At 72.9% G+C, this 21,557-nt stretch carries 23 protein-coding genes; 11 read left to right on the top strand and 12 right to left on the bottom strand.

Annotation, left to right across the window (positions count from 1 at the left end; translation table 11 throughout):
- Nucleotides 1-167 precede the first annotated feature (167 nt).
- The 7 genes from ACWC9R_RS31230 to ACWC9R_RS31200 all read right to left on the bottom strand — a co-directional run bounded on the left by ACWC9R_RS31230 (nucleotide 168) and on the right by ACWC9R_RS31200 (nucleotide 5,752).
- On the bottom strand, nucleotides 168-878 hold the full coding sequence (locus ACWC9R_RS31230; RefSeq protein ID WP_450736545.1) for a transglycosylase SLT domain-containing protein: 711 nt from the start codon (nucleotides 876-878) through the stop codon (nucleotides 168-170).
- Nucleotides 879-1,368: 490 nt separating this feature from the next.
- Nucleotides 1,369-2,217 carry an SRPBCC family protein gene (locus ACWC9R_RS31225; protein WP_450736543.1) on the bottom strand — a complete coding sequence of 283 codons (849 nt, stop codon included), beginning with the start codon at nucleotides 2,215-2,217 and terminating at the stop codon, nucleotides 1,369-1,371.
- The gene (locus ACWC9R_RS31220; RefSeq protein WP_129297791.1) at nucleotides 2,214-2,531 is read right to left on the bottom strand and encodes an ArsR/SmtB family transcription factor; all 318 of its coding nucleotides are present in this window, start codon (nucleotides 2,529-2,531) and stop codon (nucleotides 2,214-2,216) included. The genes ACWC9R_RS31225 and ACWC9R_RS31220 overlap by 4 nt, the downstream gene beginning before the upstream one ends.
- Nucleotides 2,532-2,589: 58 nt before the next feature.
- A complete protein-coding gene (locus ACWC9R_RS31215; protein WP_450736541.1) occupies nucleotides 2,590-3,489 on the bottom strand; it encodes an alpha/beta fold hydrolase in 900 nt (299 codons plus the stop codon).
- Nucleotides 3,490-3,551: 62 nt separating this feature from the next.
- Entirely contained in the window at nucleotides 3,552-4,790 is a 1,239-nt protein-coding gene (locus ACWC9R_RS31210) for a beta-ketoacyl-[acyl-carrier-protein] synthase family protein (RefSeq protein ID WP_450736539.1), read from the bottom strand.
- On the bottom strand, nucleotides 4,787-5,020 hold the full coding sequence (locus tag ACWC9R_RS31205) for an acyl carrier protein (protein WP_450736537.1): 234 nt from the start codon (nucleotides 5,018-5,020) through the stop codon (nucleotides 4,787-4,789). Before ACWC9R_RS31205 ends, ACWC9R_RS31210 begins: the two co-directional genes overlap by 4 nt.
- A gap of 270 nt (nucleotides 5,021-5,290) precedes the next feature.
- Entirely contained in the window at nucleotides 5,291-5,752 is a 462-nt protein-coding gene (locus ACWC9R_RS31200; RefSeq protein WP_450736536.1) for a MarR family winged helix-turn-helix transcriptional regulator, read from the bottom strand.
- A 128-nt stretch (nucleotides 5,753-5,880) separates the two neighbouring features.
- Between ACWC9R_RS31200 and ACWC9R_RS31195 the strand changes: the two genes are divergently transcribed.
- Nucleotides 5,881-6,291, top strand: a complete 411-nt coding sequence (locus ACWC9R_RS31195; RefSeq protein WP_362609875.1) for an organic hydroperoxide resistance protein — start codon at nucleotides 5,881-5,883, stop codon at nucleotides 6,289-6,291.
- Nucleotides 6,292-6,497: 206 nt separating this feature from the next.
- On the opposite strand, the gene ACWC9R_RS31190 is transcribed toward ACWC9R_RS31195, so the two are convergent.
- Together ACWC9R_RS31190 and ACWC9R_RS31185 are read right to left on the bottom strand one after the other, a co-directional pair.
- Nucleotides 6,498-8,192, bottom strand: coding sequence for an amidohydrolase (locus tag ACWC9R_RS31190; protein ID WP_450736534.1), 1,695 nt, complete (start codon nucleotides 8,190-8,192; stop codon nucleotides 6,498-6,500).
- Between the two features lie 88 nt (nucleotides 8,193-8,280).
- On the bottom strand, nucleotides 8,281-9,807 hold the full coding sequence (locus ACWC9R_RS31185; protein WP_450736533.1) for an APC family permease: 1,527 nt from the start codon (nucleotides 9,805-9,807) through the stop codon (nucleotides 8,281-8,283).
- Between the two features lie 283 nt (nucleotides 9,808-10,090).
- On the opposite strand from ACWC9R_RS31185, the gene ACWC9R_RS31180 reads away from it, so the two are divergent.
- From ACWC9R_RS31180 to ACWC9R_RS31155, 6 genes are all read left to right on the top strand, one after another.
- Nucleotides 10,091-10,795: a helix-turn-helix domain-containing protein gene (locus ACWC9R_RS31180; RefSeq protein ID WP_450736531.1), complete on the top strand. Its 705-nt coding sequence runs from the start codon at nucleotides 10,091-10,093 to the stop codon at nucleotides 10,793-10,795.
- A 324-nt stretch (nucleotides 10,796-11,119) separates the two neighbouring features.
- On the top strand, nucleotides 11,120-11,371 hold the full coding sequence (locus ACWC9R_RS31175) for a DUF6400 family protein (RefSeq protein WP_450736529.1): 252 nt from the start codon (nucleotides 11,120-11,122) through the stop codon (nucleotides 11,369-11,371).
- A 2-nt stretch (nucleotides 11,372-11,373) separates the two neighbouring features.
- Complete coding sequence (locus ACWC9R_RS31170) at nucleotides 11,374-11,604, top strand: hypothetical protein (protein ID WP_450736528.1); 231 nt, start codon at nucleotides 11,374-11,376, stop codon at nucleotides 11,602-11,604.
- 84 nt (nucleotides 11,605-11,688) lie between these two features.
- Complete coding sequence (locus tag ACWC9R_RS31165; protein ID WP_450736526.1) at nucleotides 11,689-12,570, top strand: SCO6745 family protein; 882 nt, start codon at nucleotides 11,689-11,691, stop codon at nucleotides 12,568-12,570.
- A 386-nt stretch (nucleotides 12,571-12,956) separates the two neighbouring features.
- On the top strand, nucleotides 12,957-13,742 hold the full coding sequence (locus tag ACWC9R_RS31160) for a hypothetical protein (RefSeq protein WP_450736524.1): 786 nt from the start codon (nucleotides 12,957-12,959) through the stop codon (nucleotides 13,740-13,742).
- Between the two features lie 84 nt (nucleotides 13,743-13,826).
- A complete protein-coding gene (locus ACWC9R_RS31155) occupies nucleotides 13,827-14,786 on the top strand; it encodes an SDR family oxidoreductase (protein ID WP_450736522.1) in 960 nt (319 codons plus the stop codon).
- Nucleotides 14,787-14,823: 37 nt separating this feature from the next.
- Here the strand turns inward: ACWC9R_RS31155 and ACWC9R_RS31150 are convergent, their stop codons facing one another.
- A complete protein-coding gene (locus ACWC9R_RS31150) occupies nucleotides 14,824-15,696 on the bottom strand; it encodes an undecaprenyl-diphosphate phosphatase (RefSeq protein WP_450736520.1) in 873 nt (290 codons plus the stop codon).
- Nucleotides 15,697-15,891: 195 nt separating this feature from the next.
- A complete protein-coding gene (locus tag ACWC9R_RS31145) occupies nucleotides 15,892-16,593 on the bottom strand; it encodes a TVP38/TMEM64 family protein (RefSeq protein WP_450736518.1) in 702 nt (233 codons plus the stop codon).
- A 116-nt stretch (nucleotides 16,594-16,709) separates the two neighbouring features.
- On the opposite strand from ACWC9R_RS31145, the gene ACWC9R_RS31140 reads away from it, so the two are divergent.
- The 4 genes from ACWC9R_RS31140 (at nucleotide 16,710) to ACWC9R_RS31125 (ending at nucleotide 20,077) form a co-directional block, all read left to right on the top strand.
- Nucleotides 16,710-16,874, top strand: coding sequence for a hypothetical protein (locus tag ACWC9R_RS31140; protein WP_450736516.1), 165 nt, complete (start codon nucleotides 16,710-16,712; stop codon nucleotides 16,872-16,874).
- A 108-nt stretch (nucleotides 16,875-16,982) separates the two neighbouring features.
- Nucleotides 16,983-18,155: an elongation factor Tu gene (gene tuf / locus ACWC9R_RS31135; protein WP_450736514.1), complete on the top strand. Its 1,173-nt coding sequence runs from the start codon at nucleotides 16,983-16,985 to the stop codon at nucleotides 18,153-18,155.
- Between the two features lie 162 nt (nucleotides 18,156-18,317).
- Nucleotides 18,318-19,160 (top strand): patatin-like phospholipase family protein, encoded by an 843-nt coding sequence (locus ACWC9R_RS31130; protein WP_450736513.1) that lies wholly within the window; start codon nucleotides 18,318-18,320, stop codon nucleotides 19,158-19,160.
- 62 nt (nucleotides 19,161-19,222) lie between these two features.
- Entirely contained in the window at nucleotides 19,223-20,077 is an 855-nt protein-coding gene (locus ACWC9R_RS31125) for a spermidine synthase (RefSeq protein WP_450736511.1), read from the top strand.
- A 36-nt stretch (nucleotides 20,078-20,113) separates the two neighbouring features.
- Here ACWC9R_RS31125 and ACWC9R_RS31120 read toward each other — a convergent pair whose 3' ends face one another.
- Nucleotides 20,114-21,400, bottom strand: a complete 1,287-nt coding sequence (locus ACWC9R_RS31120) for an MFS transporter (RefSeq protein WP_450736510.1) — start codon at nucleotides 21,398-21,400, stop codon at nucleotides 20,114-20,116.
- Nucleotides 21,401-21,557: the final 157 nt, after the last annotated feature.

Raw genomic sequence — 21,557 nt, 5'->3', positions numbered from 1 at the left:
CCTCTCCCTTTGGGGGGGTTTGCCCCGGGGGGCGGCGCCCACATCACCCGCGTGGGGCCCCGCCCCGCGGATCGCGGGCAGGGCCACTGCCGTTGCTGTGTTCGGGGCCGTGGTGCGGCACCCGTATCAGTCTGTGGCGACCGTCATGACGGTCGTGTCCCGTCGGCTCAGTAGGCCGAGTCGACGTTGTCGATCGAGCCGTAGCGGTCGGCCGCGTAGTTGGCGGCGGCCGTGATGTTGGCGATCGGGTCGGTGAGCTTGTTGGGCGTGCCGGCGACGTGGTACGCGTCGAACGTGGGCTGGATCACCTGGAGCAGGCCCTTGGAGGGCACCCCGTTGATCGCGTTGATGTCCCAGTCGTTGACGGCGTTGGGGTCACCGGCGGACTCCCGCATGATGTTGCGGTGCAGGCCCTCGTAGGAGCCCGGTATGCCCTTGGCCTTCATGATGTCGAGCGACTCACGAATCCAGCCGTCCAGGTTGTTCGCGTAGCGCTTGGGGGCGGCCTTGTGCGCCTTGGGGGCCTTCGGGGCGGCCTTCGGCGCGACCAGGGCCTTGCGCTCGATGGAGCGGTTGGCGGTCTGCTCGGCGGGGCGGTCCTGCTTCTCGGCCGGGGCCACCTTGAGGCCGGAGGCGACGGACGAGGCGACCGCGCGGGCCTCCTTGCCGTCGTCGGTCCGGTCCTTCGCCGTGAGCGGCATGCCGTTGGCGCTGACCGGCTTGACCGCGGCGGCACCGTGGGCGTCGGTGGTCCCGGCGTCGCCCGGCGCCGCGGTGAAGGCCAGCGCGGCGGCACAGCCGGCGGTGGCCACCAGGGCGGCGGAGACCTTGTGGGTGCGGGTCATACGGACGGTGCGGGGCAGGGTGAAGTTGGGCATGCGGAGGTGACCTCTTCCAGGGCTTGATGGCGGGGGAAACGGCCTTCGGTTGGCGCGTGAGGACCGAGGGTCATTGCCGCGTTTCGCCGCTCTGGCTGAGATCGCGGTGTCGTTCTCGGTGCTACCCGGAACATGGTTAGCGCGGGCCCAGGATGGTGGCAAAGATGCCTTGTACTACCTATCTTCGTGAGATGCGGCGAGATGTCCGATGTAAATGTCGTTCATCTCGGTATGCGCCCGGAAGAGCGCCGACTAGGAATGCTCGTACGTGACGTACGTCGCGTGCCGGGCATCACGCGGCACGGACGCCGCATTCCACTTCCCGGCGCCGCGGAGTTACCTGGCTCACACGATGAACCGGTAATTCCGCGACGGCGGCCGGAGGGTCGGCAAGCCCGGACGGCGCCCATGACGAGCGCCCCCGGTGAACTTCCACAGGGGGCGCGAGTATGCGGCGGTAAAGGGGGAGGGTGGTGGAGGCGGCGGTAATTCAGTCCGCCATCAGCCGCGCTGCGAGCTGCTCGATACGTGCATGCCACGCGTCCCGCGCCGCGTCGGCGGCGAAGCCCTCCGGGCCGGTCTGGGTGAGGACGAGACGGGGACCGTGGCCGGTGCCCTGGCCCAGCTCCCAGCGGACCGTGCCCTCCGGATGCCAGCGGTAGGCGAGCACCGTCGGGGCCGCGACCTCGGTGACGGGCCCGGCCGGTGCCTGCCGGCTGGTGAAACCGGCCGGTGCGGGCGCCCCAGCGACCGGCTCGTCACCCGAGGTCAGCACGGCCCAGACGGCCTCGGCCGGCCGTACGAGCTGACGCTCGAAACGGACCCGCGGCCCGTCCGCGGTGTCCTCGACCACCCCGCGCCCGAGATCGAACTGCTCCAGGTACGCCTCATGCAGCTCGCCCGCGTCGCGCTCGCCCCCGGGCGGCGCGCCGTCGAGCAGCTGCGACAGCGCGGTGAGGCACAGATGCCAGCCGGAGGCGAAGCTGGCGCCGCCGAACCGGTCGCCGAAGGTGTGCACCAGGACCAGCAGCGAGCCCTCGCCGTCCGGGGTGATCTCCCAGCGCAGATGGTCCTCGCCCCAGGTGAAGGCGAAGAGCCGGGGCTCCTCGGCGTCGGTGACCGTACCGGTCATGGCGATGCCGCTCACACCGGGCATGGCGAAGGTCATCGCGCCGCCGGGCCGGAGATCCACGGTGACCTCGGAGGGGAACCACTGCCGCAGGTGCGCCGGGTCGGTGACCGCCGACCAGACCTTCGCGGGCGGATGGGCGAGTCTGCGCTCCATGCGCAGTGCGGTACGGCCGTCGGCGGTGGTGAGGGTGTCGGAGTGCGGGTTCATCGGGGGTCGTCCTCCATGGCGTCGAGATGCCGTTCCAGGGCGTCGAGGCTCCCGGTCCACAGATGCCGGTAGTGCGCGAGCCAGGCGTCCAGCTCCGCCAGGGGCTCGGGCCGGAGCTCGTACCAGCGGCGCTGGGCGTCCTGCCGGACCCGGACGAGCCCGGCCTCGCGCAGCACCCGGAGGTGCTTGGAGGTGCCGGGCTGGCTCAGCCCGAGCTGCTGGGTCAGCTCGCCGACCAGCCGCGGACGCTCCAGCAGCAGGTCGAGGATCTTGCGCCGGCTCGGCTCCGCGAGTACGTCGAACGGTAGGGGCATGGCTCCAGCATGCCACTACGGTTATATAGCTTCAAGAGAATGTTGCCCCGGCCGGGGCTCACACACACGCGGGATCGGCCGGCGACGGCTCCTCGCGCACCACCGGCGCCAGGCAGGGCGCCGAGCTGAGCGGGCCGTCGGTGAAGAACCGGGCCGCCAAGTCCGCGACCTCCTGCGGGCGTTCGAGCACCACCCAGTGGTCGGCGTCGGGAATCGTCAGAAAGCGGCTGCCCGGGATGGTGGCCGCGAAGTCCCGCTGCCGGGCCGGGGAGGTCACCGTGTCGTGTTCACCGCTGAAGACGAGGGTGGGGACGTCGGTCAGGCCGCCGGAGAAGTCCGGCCGGTCCGAGAGCCCCCGTTGCAGCGAGTCGACCGCGTGCGCGGAGTTCCGGGCCGCATGCAGCATCGAGCGCCGGACATAGCGGTAGGCCAGCTTCCGGCGGGCGACGTGCCGCCGGTCATCGAGGCACATCAGGCCCTGGGCGACCAGGGTGGCGAAGGCCTCGATGTCACCCTGGGCGAGATGCTCGGAAGCCCGCCGCCACAGCTCGACCTGGGCGTCGCTGATGTGCGCCGGCACCCCGCCGAGGGCGAGCCGCGCGATCCGCCCGGGGAACCGCCGGGCGCACCCGTAGGCCAGACCCGCCCCGTACGAGAACCCGAAGAGGTTGATCCGCGGGACGTCCAGATCGTCGATGATGTGCTCGATCGCCGCGCACGCGAGATCGATGCTCGGTCCCGGCGGGAGCGGGTCGGCGCTGCCCATGCCCGGGAGGTCCGCGGTGACCACGTCGGCCACCGGCCCGACATGGTCCTCCATCTGCGGCCAGCCGTACATCCCCTGCAGCGCGCCGCCCAGCACCAGTACGGGCTCGGTGATCCGCCCCGGCTGCCGCAGCCGCCGGTACGAGTAGGACACCCCGTGCACCGACAAAGAACGGATCGTTTCCTCGGACATGGCAGATTCCTTCTCGGGGCACCGGCGGGAGAGGGCGCGCCGGACCGGCGCGCGGTGGCGGTCTAGCGGGTCAGTACGAGTGCGGCGTTGTGCCCGCCGAAGCCGAGCGACGTCTTGACCGCGCAGTCGAACGCCGCCTGCCGGGCCTCGCCGCGCACGATGTCGATCGGGATGCGCGGATCGGGTACCTCGAGGTTGGCGGTCGGCGGCACCAGCTGCTGTTCCAGGGCGAGCACGGTGAGCGCGGTCTCGATCCCGCCGGCGGCACCCAGCGCGTGCCCGGTCATCGCCTTCGTCGAGGTGACCAGCGGCTGGTCGCCGAGGACCCGCCGCAGCACGGTGGCCTCCACGCGGTCGTTCACCACCGTCGAGGTGCCGTGCGCATTGACATGTCCGATGTCCCGGCCCTGCAGCTGCGCGTCCGCCAGCGCACTGCGCAGCGCCCGCTCGATGCCGTTGCCCTCGGGGTCCGGGGCGACCGCCGCGTAGGCGTCGCTGGACGCGCCGTAGCCGCGGATGTGGGCACGGACGGGGGCCCGGCGGGCGCGCGCGTGCTCGGGCCGCTCCAGTACGAGCAGTCCGGCGCCCTCGCCGACCACGAAGCCGTCCCGGCCCGCGTCGAAGGGGCGGCAGGCCGCGCTGGGGTCGTCCCGGCGGGTGGAGACCGCCTTCATCTGGCAGGCGCTGGCGATCAGCAGCCGGGAGAGCACCGACTCCGCCCCGCCGGCGACGGCGATGTCGCAGACCCCGGCGCGCAGCAGCTGGTGCGCGGTGCCCACGGCGACCGTGCCGGAGGAGCACGCCGTCGCCACACCCATGCTGGGGCCCTGCGCGCCGAGGTCCATGCAGACGCTGCTGGCGGCGCTGTTGACGACGGTCAGCGGGGCGAGCTTGGGGGAGACCCGGCGGGCGCCGCGCCGGGCCATCGCGACATGCTGCTGGTCGTAGAACGGCAGCCCGCCGTGTGCGGAGCCGATGACCACCGCGACCCGGCTGCTGTCCCAGCACTCCGGGTCGAGTCCGGCGTCGGCGACGGCCTCCCGGGCGGCGATCACCGCGAGCTGGGAGAAGCGGTCCATCAGCCGCTGGGTGGCCACACCGAGCAGCTCGGTCGTGTCCAGATCCGGGATGGTGTACATGAAGTCGCAGGGCAGATCGGCGAGTTCTTCCTGATGGCTCACCCCGCCGGGCACGGTCTCCTGGGTGACCGAGTGCCAGGTGGCCTTCGTCCCCACGCCCGCCGCGGTCACCAGCCCCAGTCCTGTCACGGCCGCGGAGAACGGCTCCTGGCGGGCCGTCATGCCGGCACGTAGCCGTCGACGGCCGTCACCAGCTGGCCCACGGTGTTCCGCGGGGTCAGCGCCACCTCGTCGAGGTCGATGTCCAGCCGCTCCTCGATCAGGACGCGGAGCTCCTCCAGCGCCAGGGAGTCCAGTCGCAGGCTGCGCAGCGCGGTCTCGTCGGTGATGTCGGCGGGGGAAACCCCGAATCGTTGGACCAGCAAGGTGTTGACAACTTCTGCCGCATTCACGTGGCGCTCCTCCGCTTGTCGTAGGCGATGCTGCCAACCGCGTCGTGGGCGGGATATCACCGGCGGCTCCGGCTGGTTTGACCACCCTTTATACGCCTTTGCGCCGATGACTCCCCAACCTTGGTAGCTCAATGGGGTGATGAGCGACCGGGGTGGAGAACGTGTCCGCGCCTCGCCTTGCGGACACCGCGGAAAGCACCTACGTACGTAACGCCGCGGACCGCCGGGAGGTACGGGGCCGCGGCCGGCGGACCCGGGGAGCGCCCGGGGTCAGGCCTCGTCGAGGGCGCGGGTCACTCGGCCCAACAGGCCCTGGAGCGTGCGCAGTTCCTCAAGGGTGAGACCGGTCGCGGCCAGCATCCTGCGGGGGACCGGCAACGCCTGCTCGCGCAGCTCGTCGCCGTCCGGGGTGAGGTGGATGGTGACCGACCGCTCGTCCTCGGTGCTCCGTTCGCGGCGGACCAGGCCGGCCGACTCCAGCCGTTTGAGGAGCGGGGAGAGGGTGCCGGAGTCCAGCCGGAGCCGTTCGCCGAGGGTTTTGACCGGCTGGGGGCCGTGTTCCCACAGGACCAGCATGACCAGGTACTGGGGGTAGGTCAGGCCCAGGGCCTTGAGGGCGTCCCGGTAGACGCCGCCGAAGGCGCGCGAGGCGGCGTGCAGGGAGAAGCAGACCTGGTGGTCGAGGCGGAGCAGTTCGGCGTCGGGTACCGGGGGCCTGGTCGCAGGGGTCATGGGCCCAGGTTAGCTCGCCGCGCTATTTAGTTGTGCACAACTTAGTTGCGCACAATTTAGATGTGTGCAACTGTGGTGCACGTCGGGCGGCCGGGAGACGGCCGCCGCGCTAGTGAAGGGGAACCGTGATGGACGCGCTGTACACCGCTGTCGCCACCGCCAATGGCCGTGAGGGCCGGGCCGTCAGCTCCGACGGCCGGATCGACCTGGCCCTGGCCATGCCGCCCGAGCTCGGCGGCAACGGCGCAGGCACCAACCCGGAGCAGCTCTTCGCCGCCGGCTACGCGGCCTGCTTCGCCAGCGCGATGGCCAATGTCGGCCGGCAGATGAAGCTCGACACCAAGGACGTCTCGGTCACCGCCGAGGTCTCCCTCGGCAAGGACGACACCGGCTTCGGCCTGGGCGTCGTCATGCGCGTGGAGCTGCCGGAGGCCCTCGCGGGCGAGACCGGCCGGCAGCTGGTCGAGGCGACCCACCAGTACTGCCCGTATTCCAAGGCCACCCGCGGCAACATCGACGTCGAGCTGGTCATCGAGTAGGCGCGCGGCGCCCGGCGGACCGGCCCCGGCGACGGTGCGGGGACCGGCCCGCCGCGCGGGCGCGGCTCAGGACCTGCGCGGGGCGCCGCGGACCGCCTGGCCGCGGGCGCGGTGAGCCTCCGGTGGGGAGGCTCGTCCGGGCTTCCCGGACGGGAGGCCCGGCCCGTCGGTGCGGCCCGACCGGCCGGGCCCGCCGCTTCGCCCGCTCAGGCGTCCCCGGCCGCGTACACCCGCTGTCCGCCCACGAACGTCTGGAGGACCCGGGTCGCGGCGATCTCCTCGTCGGCGCCGTCGAACGGGTCGCGGTCCAGCACGACGAGGTCGGCCAGCTTCCCCGGCTGGAGGGTGCCGGTCTCGTCGAGGTGGTTGGCGTAGGCGCTGCCGGCCGTGTACGCGGCGAGCGCCGACCCCAGGTCGATGCGCTGCTCGGGCAGGAAGACCGGCGCCGACGGTTCCTCCGGCGTCCGGCGGTTGACCGCGACATGCAGCGCGGCGATCGGGTCGGGGGAGCTGACCGGCCAGTCGCTGCCCGCCGCCAGGGTCGCGCCCGAGCGCAGCAGATCGCCGAACGGGTACTGCCAGGTGGTGCGCTGGGGCCCCAGGAAGGGGATGGTCAGCTCGTCCATCTGCGGCTCGTGGGCCGCCCACAGCGCCTGGATGTTCGCGGTCGCCCCGAGCCGGCGGAAGCGCGGCACGTCCTCGGGGTGCACGACCTGGAGGTGGGCCAGGTGCGGCCGGGTGTCGCGCAGCCCGTTCGTCCGCCGGGCCGCCTCGACGGCGTCCAGCGCCTCACGGACGGCCCGGTCGCCCAGGGCGTGGAAGTGCACCTGGAAGCCTTCCGCGTCCAGCTGGGTGACATAGGCCTGCAGCGCCTCGGGGTCGATGAACGAGATGCCGCTGTTGTCGGAGGCACAGCCGCAGGCGGTGAGGTAGGGGGTGAGCATGGCGGCCGTGTGGTTCTCGGCGATGCCGTCCTGCATGATCTTGACGCTGGTCGCCCGCAGCCGGCCCTCGGTCAACTCGGCGCGCCGCGCGATGAGTTCGGGGATCTGCTCCGCACCACGGGCACGGTCCCACCACAGCGCCCCGGTCACCCGCGCGGTGAGCTTGCCGTCGCGCCGGGCGGCCACATAGGCGGGGGTGGCGTCCGGCATGCCGGGGGCATAGCCCAGCATCGCGTCCTGCCAGGCGGTCACTCCGTAGCTGTGGAGCAGCTGCTGGGCCCGGAGCAGCCCCTCGGTCTGCTCCTCGGGCGTCGGGTCCGGGATCAGGCCGGCCACCAGCTGCATGGCGCCTTCCTGGAGCATGCCGGTCGGACGGCCGTCGGCGTCCCGCTCGATCCGCCCATCGGCCGGGTCCGGCGTACGGTCGGTGAGCCCGGCCCGCTCCAGGGCGCAGGAGTTGGCCCAGCCGCCGTGGTGATCGCGGTTGACCAGGAACACGGGACGGTCGGGCACCAGGGCGTCCAGGAACTCGCGGGTCGGCATGCCGCCGGGGAACGCCTCCATCGACCAGCCGCCGCCCGTGATCCAGGCGGCCTCCGGGTGCTCCGCCGCGTACGAGGCGATCAGTTCCCGGTAGGCCTCGGCGGTGACCGCCGCGCTCAGGTCGCAGAGGGCCAACTCCCGCCCGCCGCCGACCGGGTGGACATGCGCGTCCTGGAACCCGGGGATCAGCAGCTTGCCGTGCAGGTCGACGACCTCCGTGGCGGGCCCGATCAGCGGGCGGACCTCCTCCTCGTGCCCGACGGCCAGGATGCGGTCGCCGCGCACCGCCAGCGCGCTCGCCCGGGTGCGCGCGGAGTCGACGGTGTGCACGGGACCGCCGACGAAAACCAGGTCAGCGGGGCCGCCGTCGGCGGAGTCGGGGGTGCGGGCGTCCGGGGTGGTGCTCAGATCCATGGGGTGAGTGCTCCAGTGGTGTGGGGAGTGTGAGTGGTGGCCACGAAGGGCTCGTACGGATGGGGCGAAGGGGTCGGATGAGGCGTGGTCAGCCCTCCACGGGACTCGGGAGCGGGCGGCCGTCCCCGTCCATCGGCAGCGCGATCGCATCGGCGTCCGTGCCCTGCCCGGTGTGGAAGTACGGGGCGCGGCGTATCCACTTGGCCCAGGCGGCGGTCGCCAGCCCGGCCAGCACGAAGAGGGTGGGCAGCAGCAGCATGAACCAGCCGTTGTCGGGGCTCGCCTCGAAGTGGTCGCTCATGGTCGCGTAGTCCCAGACGAGGTAGCCGCCGAGCCCGAACAGCGACAGCGCGCTGACCGCCGGCACGACCACGTCCCGGAGCGCCCGCACGGCCCCGGAGCGCAGGCTGTCCCGGAAGCGCACCGCACAGGCGAGCGCGGTGAGCCCGTAGTAGAGGGCCACGGTCAGACCGATCGAGTTGACGGCCGTGAGGATCATGTCGTTGAGCTTGGGGATGCCGACCGCGAGCACGGCGAGCAGCGCGGCGAGGGCCATGATCAGCAGGGTGCCGACGGCGGGCGAGCCGTAGCGCGGGTGCACCCGCTGCCACACGGGGCCCAGCGTCCGGTCGCGGGCCATCGCCAGCGTCCCGCGGGCGGTCGGGATGACGCTCGACTGGAGGGAGGCGAAGGCGGAGCACATCAGGGCGGCCAGGGGCAGCGAGGCCCAGGGCTCGGGGGCCAGTTTGCCGCCGAGGAAGGTGAGCGCCTGCGGTCCGTTGTGCACGAGTTCCCCGGTGCTCATCACCCGCTGGAAGGCGAACGCGCCGACGAGGAACAGGCCCATCATCGCCACCAGCGCGATCAGTCCGCCGCGGGCCGCGTCGGTGGAGTTGCGGGTCTCCTCGTTGACGCTGAACGCGGCGTCCCAGCCCCAGTAGAAGAACACCGCCAGCACCATCCCCTGGGCCACCCCCTGCATCGACCCGATCTCCAGCGGGTTGAGCCAGGACAGCGAGAACGGCTGGTCGCCGATGAGCAGGGCGTAGCCACAGAAGACCAGCAGGACCACGTACTCGAAGATCAGCAGCGCCATCTGCAACCGGGTCGCGGCCCGCACCCCCGTGATGGCGGTGATGGTGACGACGACCAGCGCGACCAGGCCCACCGCGGTGCTGACACCGGTCGACGCCGGGTCCAGCCGGAGCCCCCAGACGCTGTACAGGCCCAGCTTGTTGAGGAACTGGAGCACGACGGAGCCGGTCACCGTCCCCGTGTACGCCATGAAGATCACGTTGCCGACCAGCACCACCCAGCCGGTCAGGAATCCCGGCCAGGGGCCGATGGACCGGCCCACCCAGGTGTAGCCGCTGCCGCAGTTCGGCTCGCTGCGGTTGAGCCGGGCGTACGACAGCGCGATGCCGAGGATGGGCACGAAGGCCAGCAGCAACAGGGCGGGAGTCTGCCGTCCGGCGTACGCGGCCAGGGTGCCCATGCCGATCCCGATGCTGGTGGTCGCGGCGGTGCTCGACGCGGCGATCGCCACCCCGTCCTTCACCCCCAGCGAGCGGCGCATCCTCGCCGGGCCGGGTTCCTGCTGCACTGGGGAAGGCATGGCACTCACTCCTTGGACGGGCGGGGCCGGTCCGGTCGCGGCCGGACCTGGGGAGGGGGAGGTGCGGGCGGGGGTGCAGGGCGACGCGGACCGGGCCCGGGATCGGGGCCCGGCCGCCTCGTACGGAAGGGGTGGTGCGGGGGTGCGGCACCGTGGCGGTCCGTGTATGTCCGCCGATAAAACAGGCCGATCATTCTTGTGTCAACGGTGTTGACGTAACCTGGTGATTAACTTGCTCCGGAAGGGCCAGGGGCCGGGGCGCAGTGAAGCGGAGGGGTGCGGCATGGCGGAGAGCGAGCGCGTCCCGACCGAGCGCAAGCGGCGCCGGCCGACCAGTTCCGGCGTGGTCCTGTCGGCCGAACTCATCGTCGACGCCGCCTGCGAACTCATCGACGCCCAGGGGGCGCAGGCCTTCACCGTGCGCAAACTCGGCGCGGCGCTGGGCGCCGACCCCTCCGCCGTCTACCGCTACTTCCGCAACACCGAGGATCTGCTGCTGGCACTGGCCGACCGGCTCATCGGCGAGTCCTTGGCCGGCTTCGCCCCCACCGGCGACTGGGCCGCCGATCTGCGCGACCTCGGCATGCGGGCGTACCGCTCCGCGCTGCACCACCCGCAGATCGCCGTGTTCAGCACCGTCCGGGTCACCCGCCGGCCCCATGAGCAGCGCGCCGTCGACACGGGGATCGGCCTGCTGCTCCAGGCGGGCTTCGACGACGCCACCGCCGTCCGGCACTACCACGCCCTGGTGGACACCGTCCTCGGCCATGCCGCCCTGGACGCCGGGGTCCTGCGCCTGGCTCCCGCCCAGCGCACGGCGGACGAACAGGCCTGGCAGGACGAGTACGGCAACCTGCCGGCCGACGAGTTCCCCGTCCTGCACCGCGTACGGGAGCATCTCCCGCTCATGGGGGGCTCGGCCGTCGAGCCCGCCCTAGACTTGCTCATCGCGGCGATGCGACAGGCGGCGGCGGAGCGCTCGACGTGACGGCCGCGCGGCGACGGCCGTCAGGTGGCGGGGAAGCGGTCCCCAGGGTCGTACGGGGCAGCGAGAGGCGCCGGCCGGGAGATGAACTCCATCACGCACGCACATTCCCGGGCGGATCGGTGAAATAGGGCATACGGCGAGAAATTGGCCCGCCGAATATGAATGAATTGCCCACCTCTCGTGCGGTTCATTGCGTCACGCTGCGCCACCACCTCCCCCGCTCCCGGGCCCCCGCACCCTCCCCTCTCTCCCTGACGCTTCCTCAGTGCCGTCCCACTTGATAGACACGTCCGAATCATCCGCAAGTGGCATGGGACGCGCACCATGAACGACCGCAACACCTCGGAACCCCGGATACCGGACCACTGGACCTTCGAGGTCGACCTCACCGCGCACGAAACCCAGCGGCGGACCGAAGTCCTCGCGGCGCTGGGCGACACCTGGGACCCCCTCGCGGTGATGGAGAGCGAGGCGGGGGCGTACCGGCTGCTCTACTCCGGTCTGGACGCGGAGCAGCAGGCCACCTACGACGCGCTGGTCGCCGCCGGGGTGCTGCCGGCCTCCGGGCAGGCCTGAGCATGCTGCCGCTCGACCCCACCGCCGACATCGGCCGCCGGGCCTGGGTCCCCTGCCCCCGCTGCCAGGACCACCAGGGCTGCGGCGCCTGCCGCGACGGCCGCACCTGTGCCGACCACTGGCGTTACCTCCTGTCGAACAAGGGCAGTGTGCTGCATCTGCAGTGCCCCAACTGCACGCACCTGTGGGCCTGGGAGTCGGGCTTCGGAGCCGGCGGCCGCAACGGCGGGTGACACCGCCCCCGCCGGCCGGAGGGCCGGGAGGCCTGCGCGTCCGGTGCGCTGCGGCGGAGGCTCGGCGGCGGTAGCGTGCGGTGCATGGAGCTGCAAGCACGAGCGCTTTGGCTGTTGACCGAGCCGCTGCACGCGGTCTGCTACTTCGACCAGCGGTGCCGTGACCTGGGCAGGGACCTCGGCCTCAAGGGCTTCTGGATGGGGTACTTCGCCGCGCGCACCGCTCCACTGGGCGCCGTGGAGCCCGCGGCGGCCACGGCCGTCCTCGGGGTGTTCGCCCCACAGATGGTCGCCCGCGCGCTGCCGGCGGCCTGGAGCATCGTCGGCCCGGCCCATGCGCTCGACGAGCGTGGCAGCCGCGCGGCGCACGCGCTGCGCGCGATCGACCCCGACCTGGAACACGCCGCGGCCGAGCTGCTGCCCCCGCTCCAGACGGCCGTCGACGACGCACCGGCCACCGCGCGGCCCCTGTTCGCCGCCAACCGCGCCCTGTGCGACCACGCCGACCCCGTCGAGCGGCTGTGGCAACTGGCCACCACCATCCGGGAGTTCAGGGGCGACGCGCATCATGCCGTGCTCGCCGACGAGGGCCTGGACGGTTGCGAGGCCCTGGTCCTGGCCGCCGCGTCCGGCCGGGTGCCCAGGGACACCATGCGGGAGGACCGCGGCTGGACCGAGGAGGAGTGGGCCGCCGCGGCCGACCGGCTGCGCTCCCGTGGCCTCGTGGACGCCCACGGCGACGCGACCGACCACGGCCGGCGGGAACGGGACCGTATCGAGGAGGCGACCGACCGGCTGGCCGCCCGGCTGCTGCGCACACTGCCCGAGGCGGCGACCGAGCGACTGCTCCAGGGCCTGGAACCGGTGGTCCGCCGCATCCTGGCCGCCGATGTCCTCCCCTTCCCCAATCCGATCGGCCTGCCCCACCTCGACGAGCCCGTACGGCGCCACATCGGCGCCCGGTAGCCCGGCCGGCTCGCCGAGAGCTTTCCGGGGCGCCCGCGCCCGCGCACACGACTGCACCGAGCCGTCGCCGGGGACGCGTCCATGACCACCCGGAAATGCGACGATGCGACTGATCGGGCCGGTGGCCCGCGGCGCCGACAATCCTTCTTGCGGCTTTACGCGGGCCCCGTGGCCAGGGCATATGACATCGCACGGGGTCCGGAGCGGCCCGGGAGCCGCGCATTCAGGACGATTTTCATCTGGTGGTTCGATGGGTGCTTTGGGGTGCTTTACCGAGCCAGATGGGGTCAACGGCGCTCAAGGGGCGTTGACTGGGTATGGATCCTAGAGAGTTGTGGGACCGCAACGCCGTTCTGGCAGAAGCGTTTTGCCTGGGGGACGAGCGTGTGCGCGAGGCGCAGGCCAGGCTTGACGAAGCCCAGGCCGACCGGTCACGGGTTCTGGCGGCGTTCGCGGTGACGGTGGGCAGCACCGGCGCGGTCGCCGGTCTTTTCGGTTTGAACGAGCGGGAAGTGCGGATCGCCCGGCGCACGGTGGGCAAGGAGGATGCCCGCGCCGTCGCCGACGAACTGCTGGCGGCCGCCACGCCCCTCGCGCCGCAGCGGGAGCCCGAGGAGGCCGTTCCGGCGCCCGAGCCCGTGGCGGATTACTCCCACCAGACCCCGTCCGCCGGAGCGCGCCCGGCCGGCGCCGCCCGCGAGGCCACCGCCGGTATGGGGGCGGCGGAGCAGACCTGGTCCCCGGCGATGGACGCGGTGCTCATCGGGAGTTGGCAGACCGGGGTGGACCTGCGCGAACTCGCCGCCGAATTCGGGCTCGACCTCACCCGCCTGGTCACCCGGGCCCAACAGCTCTCCGCCCAGGGGCGGTTCTATCCGGGCCCGGTGGAAACCCATGCGGGACGCCATCGGCGCGGTCCCAACGATGTTCACGAGTCCGAATACTCCATCCCCGCACAGCAGACGGCCTCCTGGAACGCCGCGCCCTCGGGGCACCACATGGCGTCCGCGTGGCACACCGGCACGATGCCGTCCGCGGAGTCCGTGCCGGACATGGCCGCCCTGGCCTCCGAATGGGACAGCGCGCTCGCCCCGTGGGGCAGCCTGACGCCCTCGCACGAGGAGCCCGCGCCGGCCCACCAGCCCTGGGCCCAATACCACCTCAGTTCCTGATACCCACGGTTCCTGACGGAGCCCGATGCGAGTGCGAGACCTACGTCGTCCGCGGGGACGAGGAGAAGGGAACGGGCGGCAGCCATGGTGACCGAGGACGTGCGGGCGGGTGGGCCGGCCGGACAAGGGGGAGTGCTGGAGGGGAAGGTGGCGCTGGTGGCCGGCGCCACCCGAGGCGCCGGGCGGGCGATCGCGGTGGAACTCGGCCGCGCGGGCGCCGTCGTCTACGCGACCGGGCGCAGCAGCCGGACCGCCGGCCGGTCGGAGATCGACCGGCCGGAGACGATCGAGGAGACGGGCGAGCTGATCACCGCGGCGGGCGGAACCGGGACGGCTCTGCGGGTGGACCACCTCGACAGTGACCAGGTCCGCGACCTCGTCCGGCGCATCGACCGGGACCGCGGCCGCCTCGACATCCTCGTCAACGACATCTTCGGCGGCGACGCCTACGCGCAGTTCGGCACGACCCTGTGGGAGCACGACCTCGCCGGCGGGCTGCGGATGCTGCGCATGGGCATCGACACCCACGCGGTCACCAGCCATCACGCGCTGCCGCTGCTCATCCGCCGCCCCGGCGGGCTGGTGATCGAGATGACCGACGGGACCGCGGAGTACAACGCCGCCTACCGCCACCACGAGGGCTTCTACTACGACCTGGTCAAGGCGGCGGTGCAGCGGATGACGCTGGCCCAGAGCCATGAACTCGCCCCGCACCGCGCCGCCGCAGTCGCCGTGACCCCGGGCTGGCTGCGCTCGGAGAAGATGCTCGAGGCGTTCGGTGTGACCGAGGACAACTGGCGGGACGCGACCGCCAACGTGCCGCACTTCTGTATCGCCGAGTCCCCGGTCTATGTCGCGCGGGCGGTGGTCGCGCTCGCCGCCGATCCGGACGTCGCGCGCTGGACGGGCAAGGTCGTCTCCAGCGGGCAACTCGCCCCGCTCTACGGGTTCACCGACACCGACGGCACCCGGCCGGACTGCTGGCGCTACCTCGTGGAGGTCCAGGACCCGGGCCTGCCCGCCGACGACTCCGGGTATCGCTGACGGTTTCCGGCGGGGCCCGGGGCCGCGCCCGCGGGTGCTACCCCGCCGATTCCCCCGCGTTCGGCGACAGCACACCGGCCGCGACCAGCGCAAACAGGGCTATGCCCAGGAGGATGCGGTAGATGACGAAGGGCATGAAGGACTTGTTGGAGATGAACTTCATGAACCAGGCGATCACCGCGTAGCCGACGACGAAGGCGATGATCGTGGCGAAGATCGTCGGGCCCCAGGAGACATGCCCCTGGCCGGCGTCCTTGAGCTCGTAGGCGCCGGAGGCCAGTACCGCCGGGATGGCGAGCAGGAACGAGTAACGGGCGGCGGATTCGCGGGTGTAGCCCATCAGCAGACCGCCGCTGATCGTGGCGCCGGAGCGGGAGACGCCGGGGATGAGCGCCATCGCCTGGCAGACGCCGTACAGCAGGCCGTCCTTGACGCTGAGGTCGGTGAGGGTCTTGCGCTGCTTGGCGACGCGGTGCCGGCCGCCGCTCTCGTCGCGGGCGGCCAGCCGGTCGGCGATGCCGAGGACGATGCCCATGACGATCAGGGTGGTGGCGATCAGCCGCAGATCACGGAACGGGCCCTCGATGGCGTCCTTGAGCGTGATGCCCAGCACACCGATCGGGATCGAGCCCACGATCACCAGCCAGCCCATCTGGGCGTCGTGATCGTGTCGCAGCTCCCGGTTGGTGAGGGAGCGGGCCCACATCGAGATGATCCGCCCGATGTCCTTGCGGAAGTAGATGATGACGGCCGCTTCGGTGCCGATCTGCGTGATGGCGGTGAACGCCGCACCGGGGTCGTGCCAGCCGGCGAACGCCGCGGTCAGACGCAGGTGCGCGCTGGACGAGATGGGCAGAAACTCGGTCAGCCCCTGGACAAGTCCGAGGACGAAAGATTCAAACCAAGACATGGAAAATACGCTATCCAAGGGTGATCAAGCGCTGACCTGCGCGAGACGGGAGAAAGCGGACAGTGGTGGCGGATGCGGATCTCCGCCCACCGGGGCAGCGTAACGTCCGAAGATGTCCGGGCGGCCAAAGGGGCCTGTGCCTACCGTGCCCGTACCGCTGCGGCCGCGGCGGAATCCCGTGTCCGCCCGCCGCGTTCAGTGCCCCCGCAGCGCCTTCCGCTTGCGCCATGCCACGAGCAGCGCGCCCAGCCCGCTGACGGCGATGAAGCCCAGGGCGCCGAGGAACACCGGCGAGGTGGGCGTCGCGGCACGCGCGCCGGCGACGGCGTACGCCGCGGTGTTCGGGATGCTGCCCAGCGCCGTCGCGAGGAGGAAGGGGAGCCAGCCCATACGGGAGACCGCGGCGCAGTAGTTCGTGGCGCAGAACGGCAGCCCGGGGAAGAGCCGGAGGGCCAGCATCGAGCGGAAGCCGTGCTCGCTCAACTGCCGGTCGGCGGCGGTCAGCCAGCGGGCGCGCAGCAGCGGACGCAGCGCGTCCTGCCCGAGCAGCCGGCCGAGCCCGAAGGCCAGCCCGGCGCCCAGCACCGTCCCGGCGAGAGCCGCGCCGAGGCCGGCCTGACCGCCGAAGAGGGCGCCCGCCGCGAGATTGAGGACCGGGCGCGGCACGAAAGCGGTGGTGCACCCTCCGTAGGCGACCGCGAAGACCAGGACGGCGGTCGGGCCGGTCAGCCGGTCCAGCCGGCCGCCGGTGAGCAGCTGCTGCGGCTGCCACAGCAGCATCGCGGCCGCGGCGCAGGCCAGCAGCGCCAGCAGCACCCCCAGCCGGGCCCAGGGGGAGAACAGCACACGCGTACAGCGCGCGGCGGGGCCGTCGGGCGTGGCGGCGGGCGGGACCATCCCGGGAGCGTAACCGAGAGCGGCGCCGGGCGGCCGCCGTCAGGCCGTCCGTGACCCGCACCGGAGGCCGGATAAATCGTTCGACGCCGGGGCGGCCGACCGGCACCATAGGGCGCATGTCCCGGTACGCCTTCCTCGCGCCCCCGTCCGCAGTCGCGGACGCGCCGAAGGCTGCCGCCGACCTCCTCGCGGCCCTCGCCGCAGCGGACTTCGCACCCGCGGGTGCCGTCACCGCGGCCGCCGTCCCGGCCGCCGCGGCGAACGACGGCGCACGAAGCTGACCCTCTCCGGATCGTCCGGCGGACCCCGCAGGGGGAGGGTCGGCCGGTTCCGGGGTCTCCACGGCGCCAAGTCGCCGTTCTCACCGCACTGTCGCGAGGAAGAACACCATGCCCAAGACGGCATTCGTGCGCACCAAGCCGCACCTGAACATCGGCACCATGGGCCATGTCGACCACGGCAAGACCACCCTGACCGCGGCCATCACCAAGGTCCTCAGCGACCGGGGGAGCGGGACGTTCGTGCCGTTCGACCGGATCGACCGGGCCCCGGAGGAGGCCGCCCGCGGCATCACCATCAACATCTCGCACGTCGAGTACGAGACCGGCACCCGGCACTACGCCCATGTCGACATGCCCGGCCACGCCGACTTCATCAAGAACATGGTGACCGGTGCGGCGCAGCTCGACGGCGCGATCCTGGTCGTCTCCGCGCTCGACGGGATCATGCCGCAGACCACCGAACACGTGCTGCTCGCCAGGCAGGTGGGCGTCCGGCACATCGTCGTGGCCCTCAACAAGGCCGACGCCGGCGACCCGGAGCTGACCGACCTGGCGGAGCTGGAGGTGCGCGAGCTGCTGAGTGCGCACGGCTACGACGGGGAGCACGTCCCCGTCGTACGGGTCTCGGGGCTGCGTGCCCTGGAGGGCGACCCGCGCTGGTCGCAGGCGATCGAGGCGCTGCTGGACGCCGTGGACACCTATGTCCCGATGCCCGAGCGGTATGTCGACGCGCCGTTCCTGCTGCCGGTGGAGAACGTGCTGACCATCACCGGGCGTGGCACGGTCGTCACCGGAGCCGTCGAGCGCGGCACGGTGCGGGTCGGCGACCGGGTCGCGGTGCTCGGCGCGGAGACCGAGACGACGGTCACCGGGCTGGAGACGTTCGGCAGGCCGATGGAGTCCGCCGAGGCGGGCGACAACGTCGCGCTGCTGCTGCGCGGTGTGCACCGTGACCAGGTGCGCCGCGGGCATGTGGTCGCCGCGCCCGGCAGCGTCACACCGCGGCGCCGCTTCACCGCCGAGGTGTATGTGCTCTCCACCGAGGAGGGCGGCCGCCGGACGCCGCTCTCCACCGGCTATCGGCCGCAGTTCTACCTCCGTACCGCGGACGTGGTCGGCGACCTCGACCTCGGCGAGCGGGGCATCGCCCGTCCCGGGGAGACGGTGACCGCGTCGGTCGAACTGGGCCGTGCGGTACCGCTGGAGCGGGGGCTCGGCTTCGCCATCCGCGAGGGTGGCCGGACCGTCGGCGCGGGCACGGTCCGCACCGTCGGGGAGTAGGACCCGCAGGTCATCCGGCCGCGCCCGGCGCCTCCCAGGTGCCGGGCACGGCCGGGGACGCTGTCCCCGGGACGCACCGGGTGCGAGACTGCTCGCCACGGATGACGGGGGGATCGCGCCGTACGGTGCGGGCGGTCGGCCGCGAGGCGCGAGGGAGAACCGATGGCGGACACGGCACTGGTCCTGGGCGGCGGCGGGCTCACCGGAATCGGCTGGGAGATCGGGATGCTCGCCGGGCTCGCCGAGGCGGGTGTCGACCTCGGCGACGCCGACGTCGTCATCGGGACCTCCGCCGGATCGATCGTCGGCGCCCAGCTCACCTCCCGGCAGCGGCCGCTGGAGGAGATGTACGCCCATCAGCTCGCCGCACCGGAGCCCGGCCCGCCCGCCCGTATGGGCCCGGCCGCCCTCGCCCGGTTCGCGGCCATCGCGCTGCGCTCGCGGGACACCGTCTCCTTCGGCGTACGGATGGGGAGGCTGGCGCTCACGGCCCGTACCGTTCCCGAGGCGGAACAGCGCGCGGTGATCGCCCGGACCCTGGGGCTGACCGACTGGCCGGCCCGCCGGCTGGTGATCACGGCGGTGGACGCGGCGACGGGGGAGCGGACCGCGTTCGACGACACGAGCGGGGTGCGGCTGCTCGACGCGGTGGGCGCGAGCTGCGCGGTGCCCGGCATCTATCCGCCGGTCACCATCGACGGCACCCGCTGGATCGACGGCGGGGTGCACTCCTCCGCCAACGCCGACCTGGCCGCCGGATACGGCAGGGTGGTGGTCGTCGCGCCGATGGCGGCCTCCGGCGGACCGATCGCCGGGCCGCGGGCGCAGGGCGAGCGGCTGGCACGCCACGGCGCCCGGGTGTGTGTGATCACCCCCGACCGCGCGGCCAGATCGGCGTTCGGCCGTAACGTCCTCGATCCCGCCAGGCGCGCGGACGCGGCCCGCGCGGGGCGCCGGCAGGCCGCAGCACAGGTGGCGGAGATCCGGCGGGCCTGGTCGGACTGACCGGCGGCCGGGGCCGCGGGACCGGGGCCGGAGCGCCGGGACCGCACCGGCACAATGGGACGGTGGACGAAGCACCCGAGCCGATACCCGTCACCCGGACCGTGGACTGCGGCACCGCCAGGTTGCTGCCGGACGTCGACCGGCCCCGCGCCTGGCTGCTGACCGTGGACGGCGCACCGCAGTCGTACGTGGACCTGGACGCGCCCGCCCATCTGGAGTTCGAGTACGTGCGCCGGCTGGCACACGTCCTGGACGAGGCGGCCGCACCGGGGCAGCCGCTCGACGTGCTGCATCTGGGCGGCGGCGCGCTGACCCTGCCGCGCTACCTCGCCGCCACCCGTCCGCAGTCCCGGCAGGACGTCGTCGAGGCCGACCGCGGGCTGCTCGCCCTGGTGACCGAGGAGCTGCCGCTGTCCGGTGACCACGGGATCACCGTGCACGCCGAGGACGCCCGGACGGCGCTGGAGGCGGCGCCGGAGGGCAGCGCCGATGTCATCGTGGCGGATGTCTTCGGCGGGGCGCGGGTACCGGCCCAGCTCACCTCCGTCGAGTACGCACGGGCGGCCGCGCGGGTGCTGCGCGCGGACGGCTGCTATGCGGCGAACCTCGCGGACAGCGCGCCGTTCGGCTTTCTGCGCGGCCAACTCGCCAACTTCGCCACGGTCTTCGAGCATCTGGCGCTGATCGCCGAGCCCTCGGTGCTGCGGGGCCGCCGCTTCGGCAACGCCGTGCTGCTCGCCTCGCGCGCGCCGCTCCCGGTCGCCGCCCTGGCCCGGCGGACGGCCGGGGACGTCTTCCCGGCCCGGGTCGAGCACGGCACGGCGCTGCGGCGGCTGATCGGGGACGCGGCGCCGGTACGCGATGCCGAGGCGGTGGCGTCCCCGGTGCCGCCGGACGGTGCGTTCAGCGTGGGCTGACGGCGGCCCGGTCCGGGTCGGCGCCGCCGTGCCCGGTCACTCCGCTCCCGCGGTGTCCGGTGCGGCCGCCCCGGCGGTGGGGGAGGCCGGTGCCCCGGCGGCCGGCTCGGTCTTCGGACGACGCGTCAGACGCCGGACATCGGGTACGCACAGCACCGCCGCCGTCAGCAGCACGATCACCGCCGAACAGCCCCACAGCGCGGCCGTCCGCCCGATGAGGTCCTGCACGGGGCCGGCCAGCGCGGTGGCCGGCGGGACCATGGCCAGCGACCCGAGCCAGTCGTAGGACGAGACCCGGGAGAACTTCTCCTCGGGGATCTCCTGGTGCAGCGCCATCATCCACATCACCGCGAAGACCTCGACCGCGATGCCGGTGCCGAACATGATCGCCGTGAGTCCGGCCACGGGCAGGGGAACGGCGAGCGCGGCGGACGGGAGGGCGAGCGGGAAGATGCACAGTGCACCGGTCAGCAGCATCCGGCGTGGTCTGACCCGGGCCATCAGCAGGGCGCCGCCCACGGTGCCCACACCGAACGCGGCCAGCGCCAGCCCCCAGGGCCCGGGGCCGCCCAGATGCTGCTCGGCGACCAGCGGCCCGTAGACCGCCTCGGCGGCCGCCACCATCGCGTTGACCAGCGAGAACTGCACGACCACCGCCCACAGCCAGGGCCGGGAGACCACCTCCCGCCAGCCGTCCCGCAGATCGCGCAGCATCCCGCCGCCGGGGGCCCGCGTAGGGACCCCGCTGACGTCGAGGAAGGCGCGCAGCGCCGCCGCGAGCGCGAAGGCGGCGGAGTCGACGGCCAGCACCCAGCCCGGCCCGACCGCGGCGACCAGCGCGCCGCCCAGTGCCGCGCCGCCGATGTTCGCGCCGTTCATGCCCATGCGGTACACGGCGAAGGCGCGCCCGGCCTGTTCGCCGGAGACGCTGGCCAGCACCATGCCCTCGGAGGCCGGCGCGAAGAACGCCTGCCCGGTGCCGCCGAGCGCGGCCAGCAGCGCCATCTGCCACAGCTGCGGCTCCCCGGCCAGGACGAGCAGCGCGAACAGGCCTTGGGAGGCACAGCTGAGGGCGTTCGCGGCGACCATGACGCGATGCCGGGGGAGCCGGTCGGCGACCGCGCCGCCGATCAGCAGGAAGAAGACCAGCGGGATCGTCCGCGCGGCGGCGACCAGGCCGACATCGGTGGCGGAGCCGCCGGCGGCGAGCACCGCGAACGCGGTCGCGATCAGCGCGCCGGAGCTGCCGAGGCTCGCGATCACCGTGGCGCCGGTGAGCAGCAGATAGTTGCGCCCCGCCCAGGCGGGGAGGGCCCTCACCAAGACCGCGTCCGTCGGGCAGGTGCCGTGGCGGACCGCTTCCGGCCCGGGGTGTCCGACCGGTGCCCGGGGCGTGCCGGACCCCTTCGCCGTCTGTCTCCGCTGTGCTGCTGTCCTGCCCACATGGGCGTCAACGATATGCGGGGCGGGGGAGCGGGCG

The organism is Streptomyces sp. NPDC001219, assembly GCF_053597915.1.
The sequence above is the reverse complement of the archived record's forward strand: the minus strand, read 5'-3'. Positions and strand labels throughout refer to the sequence as shown.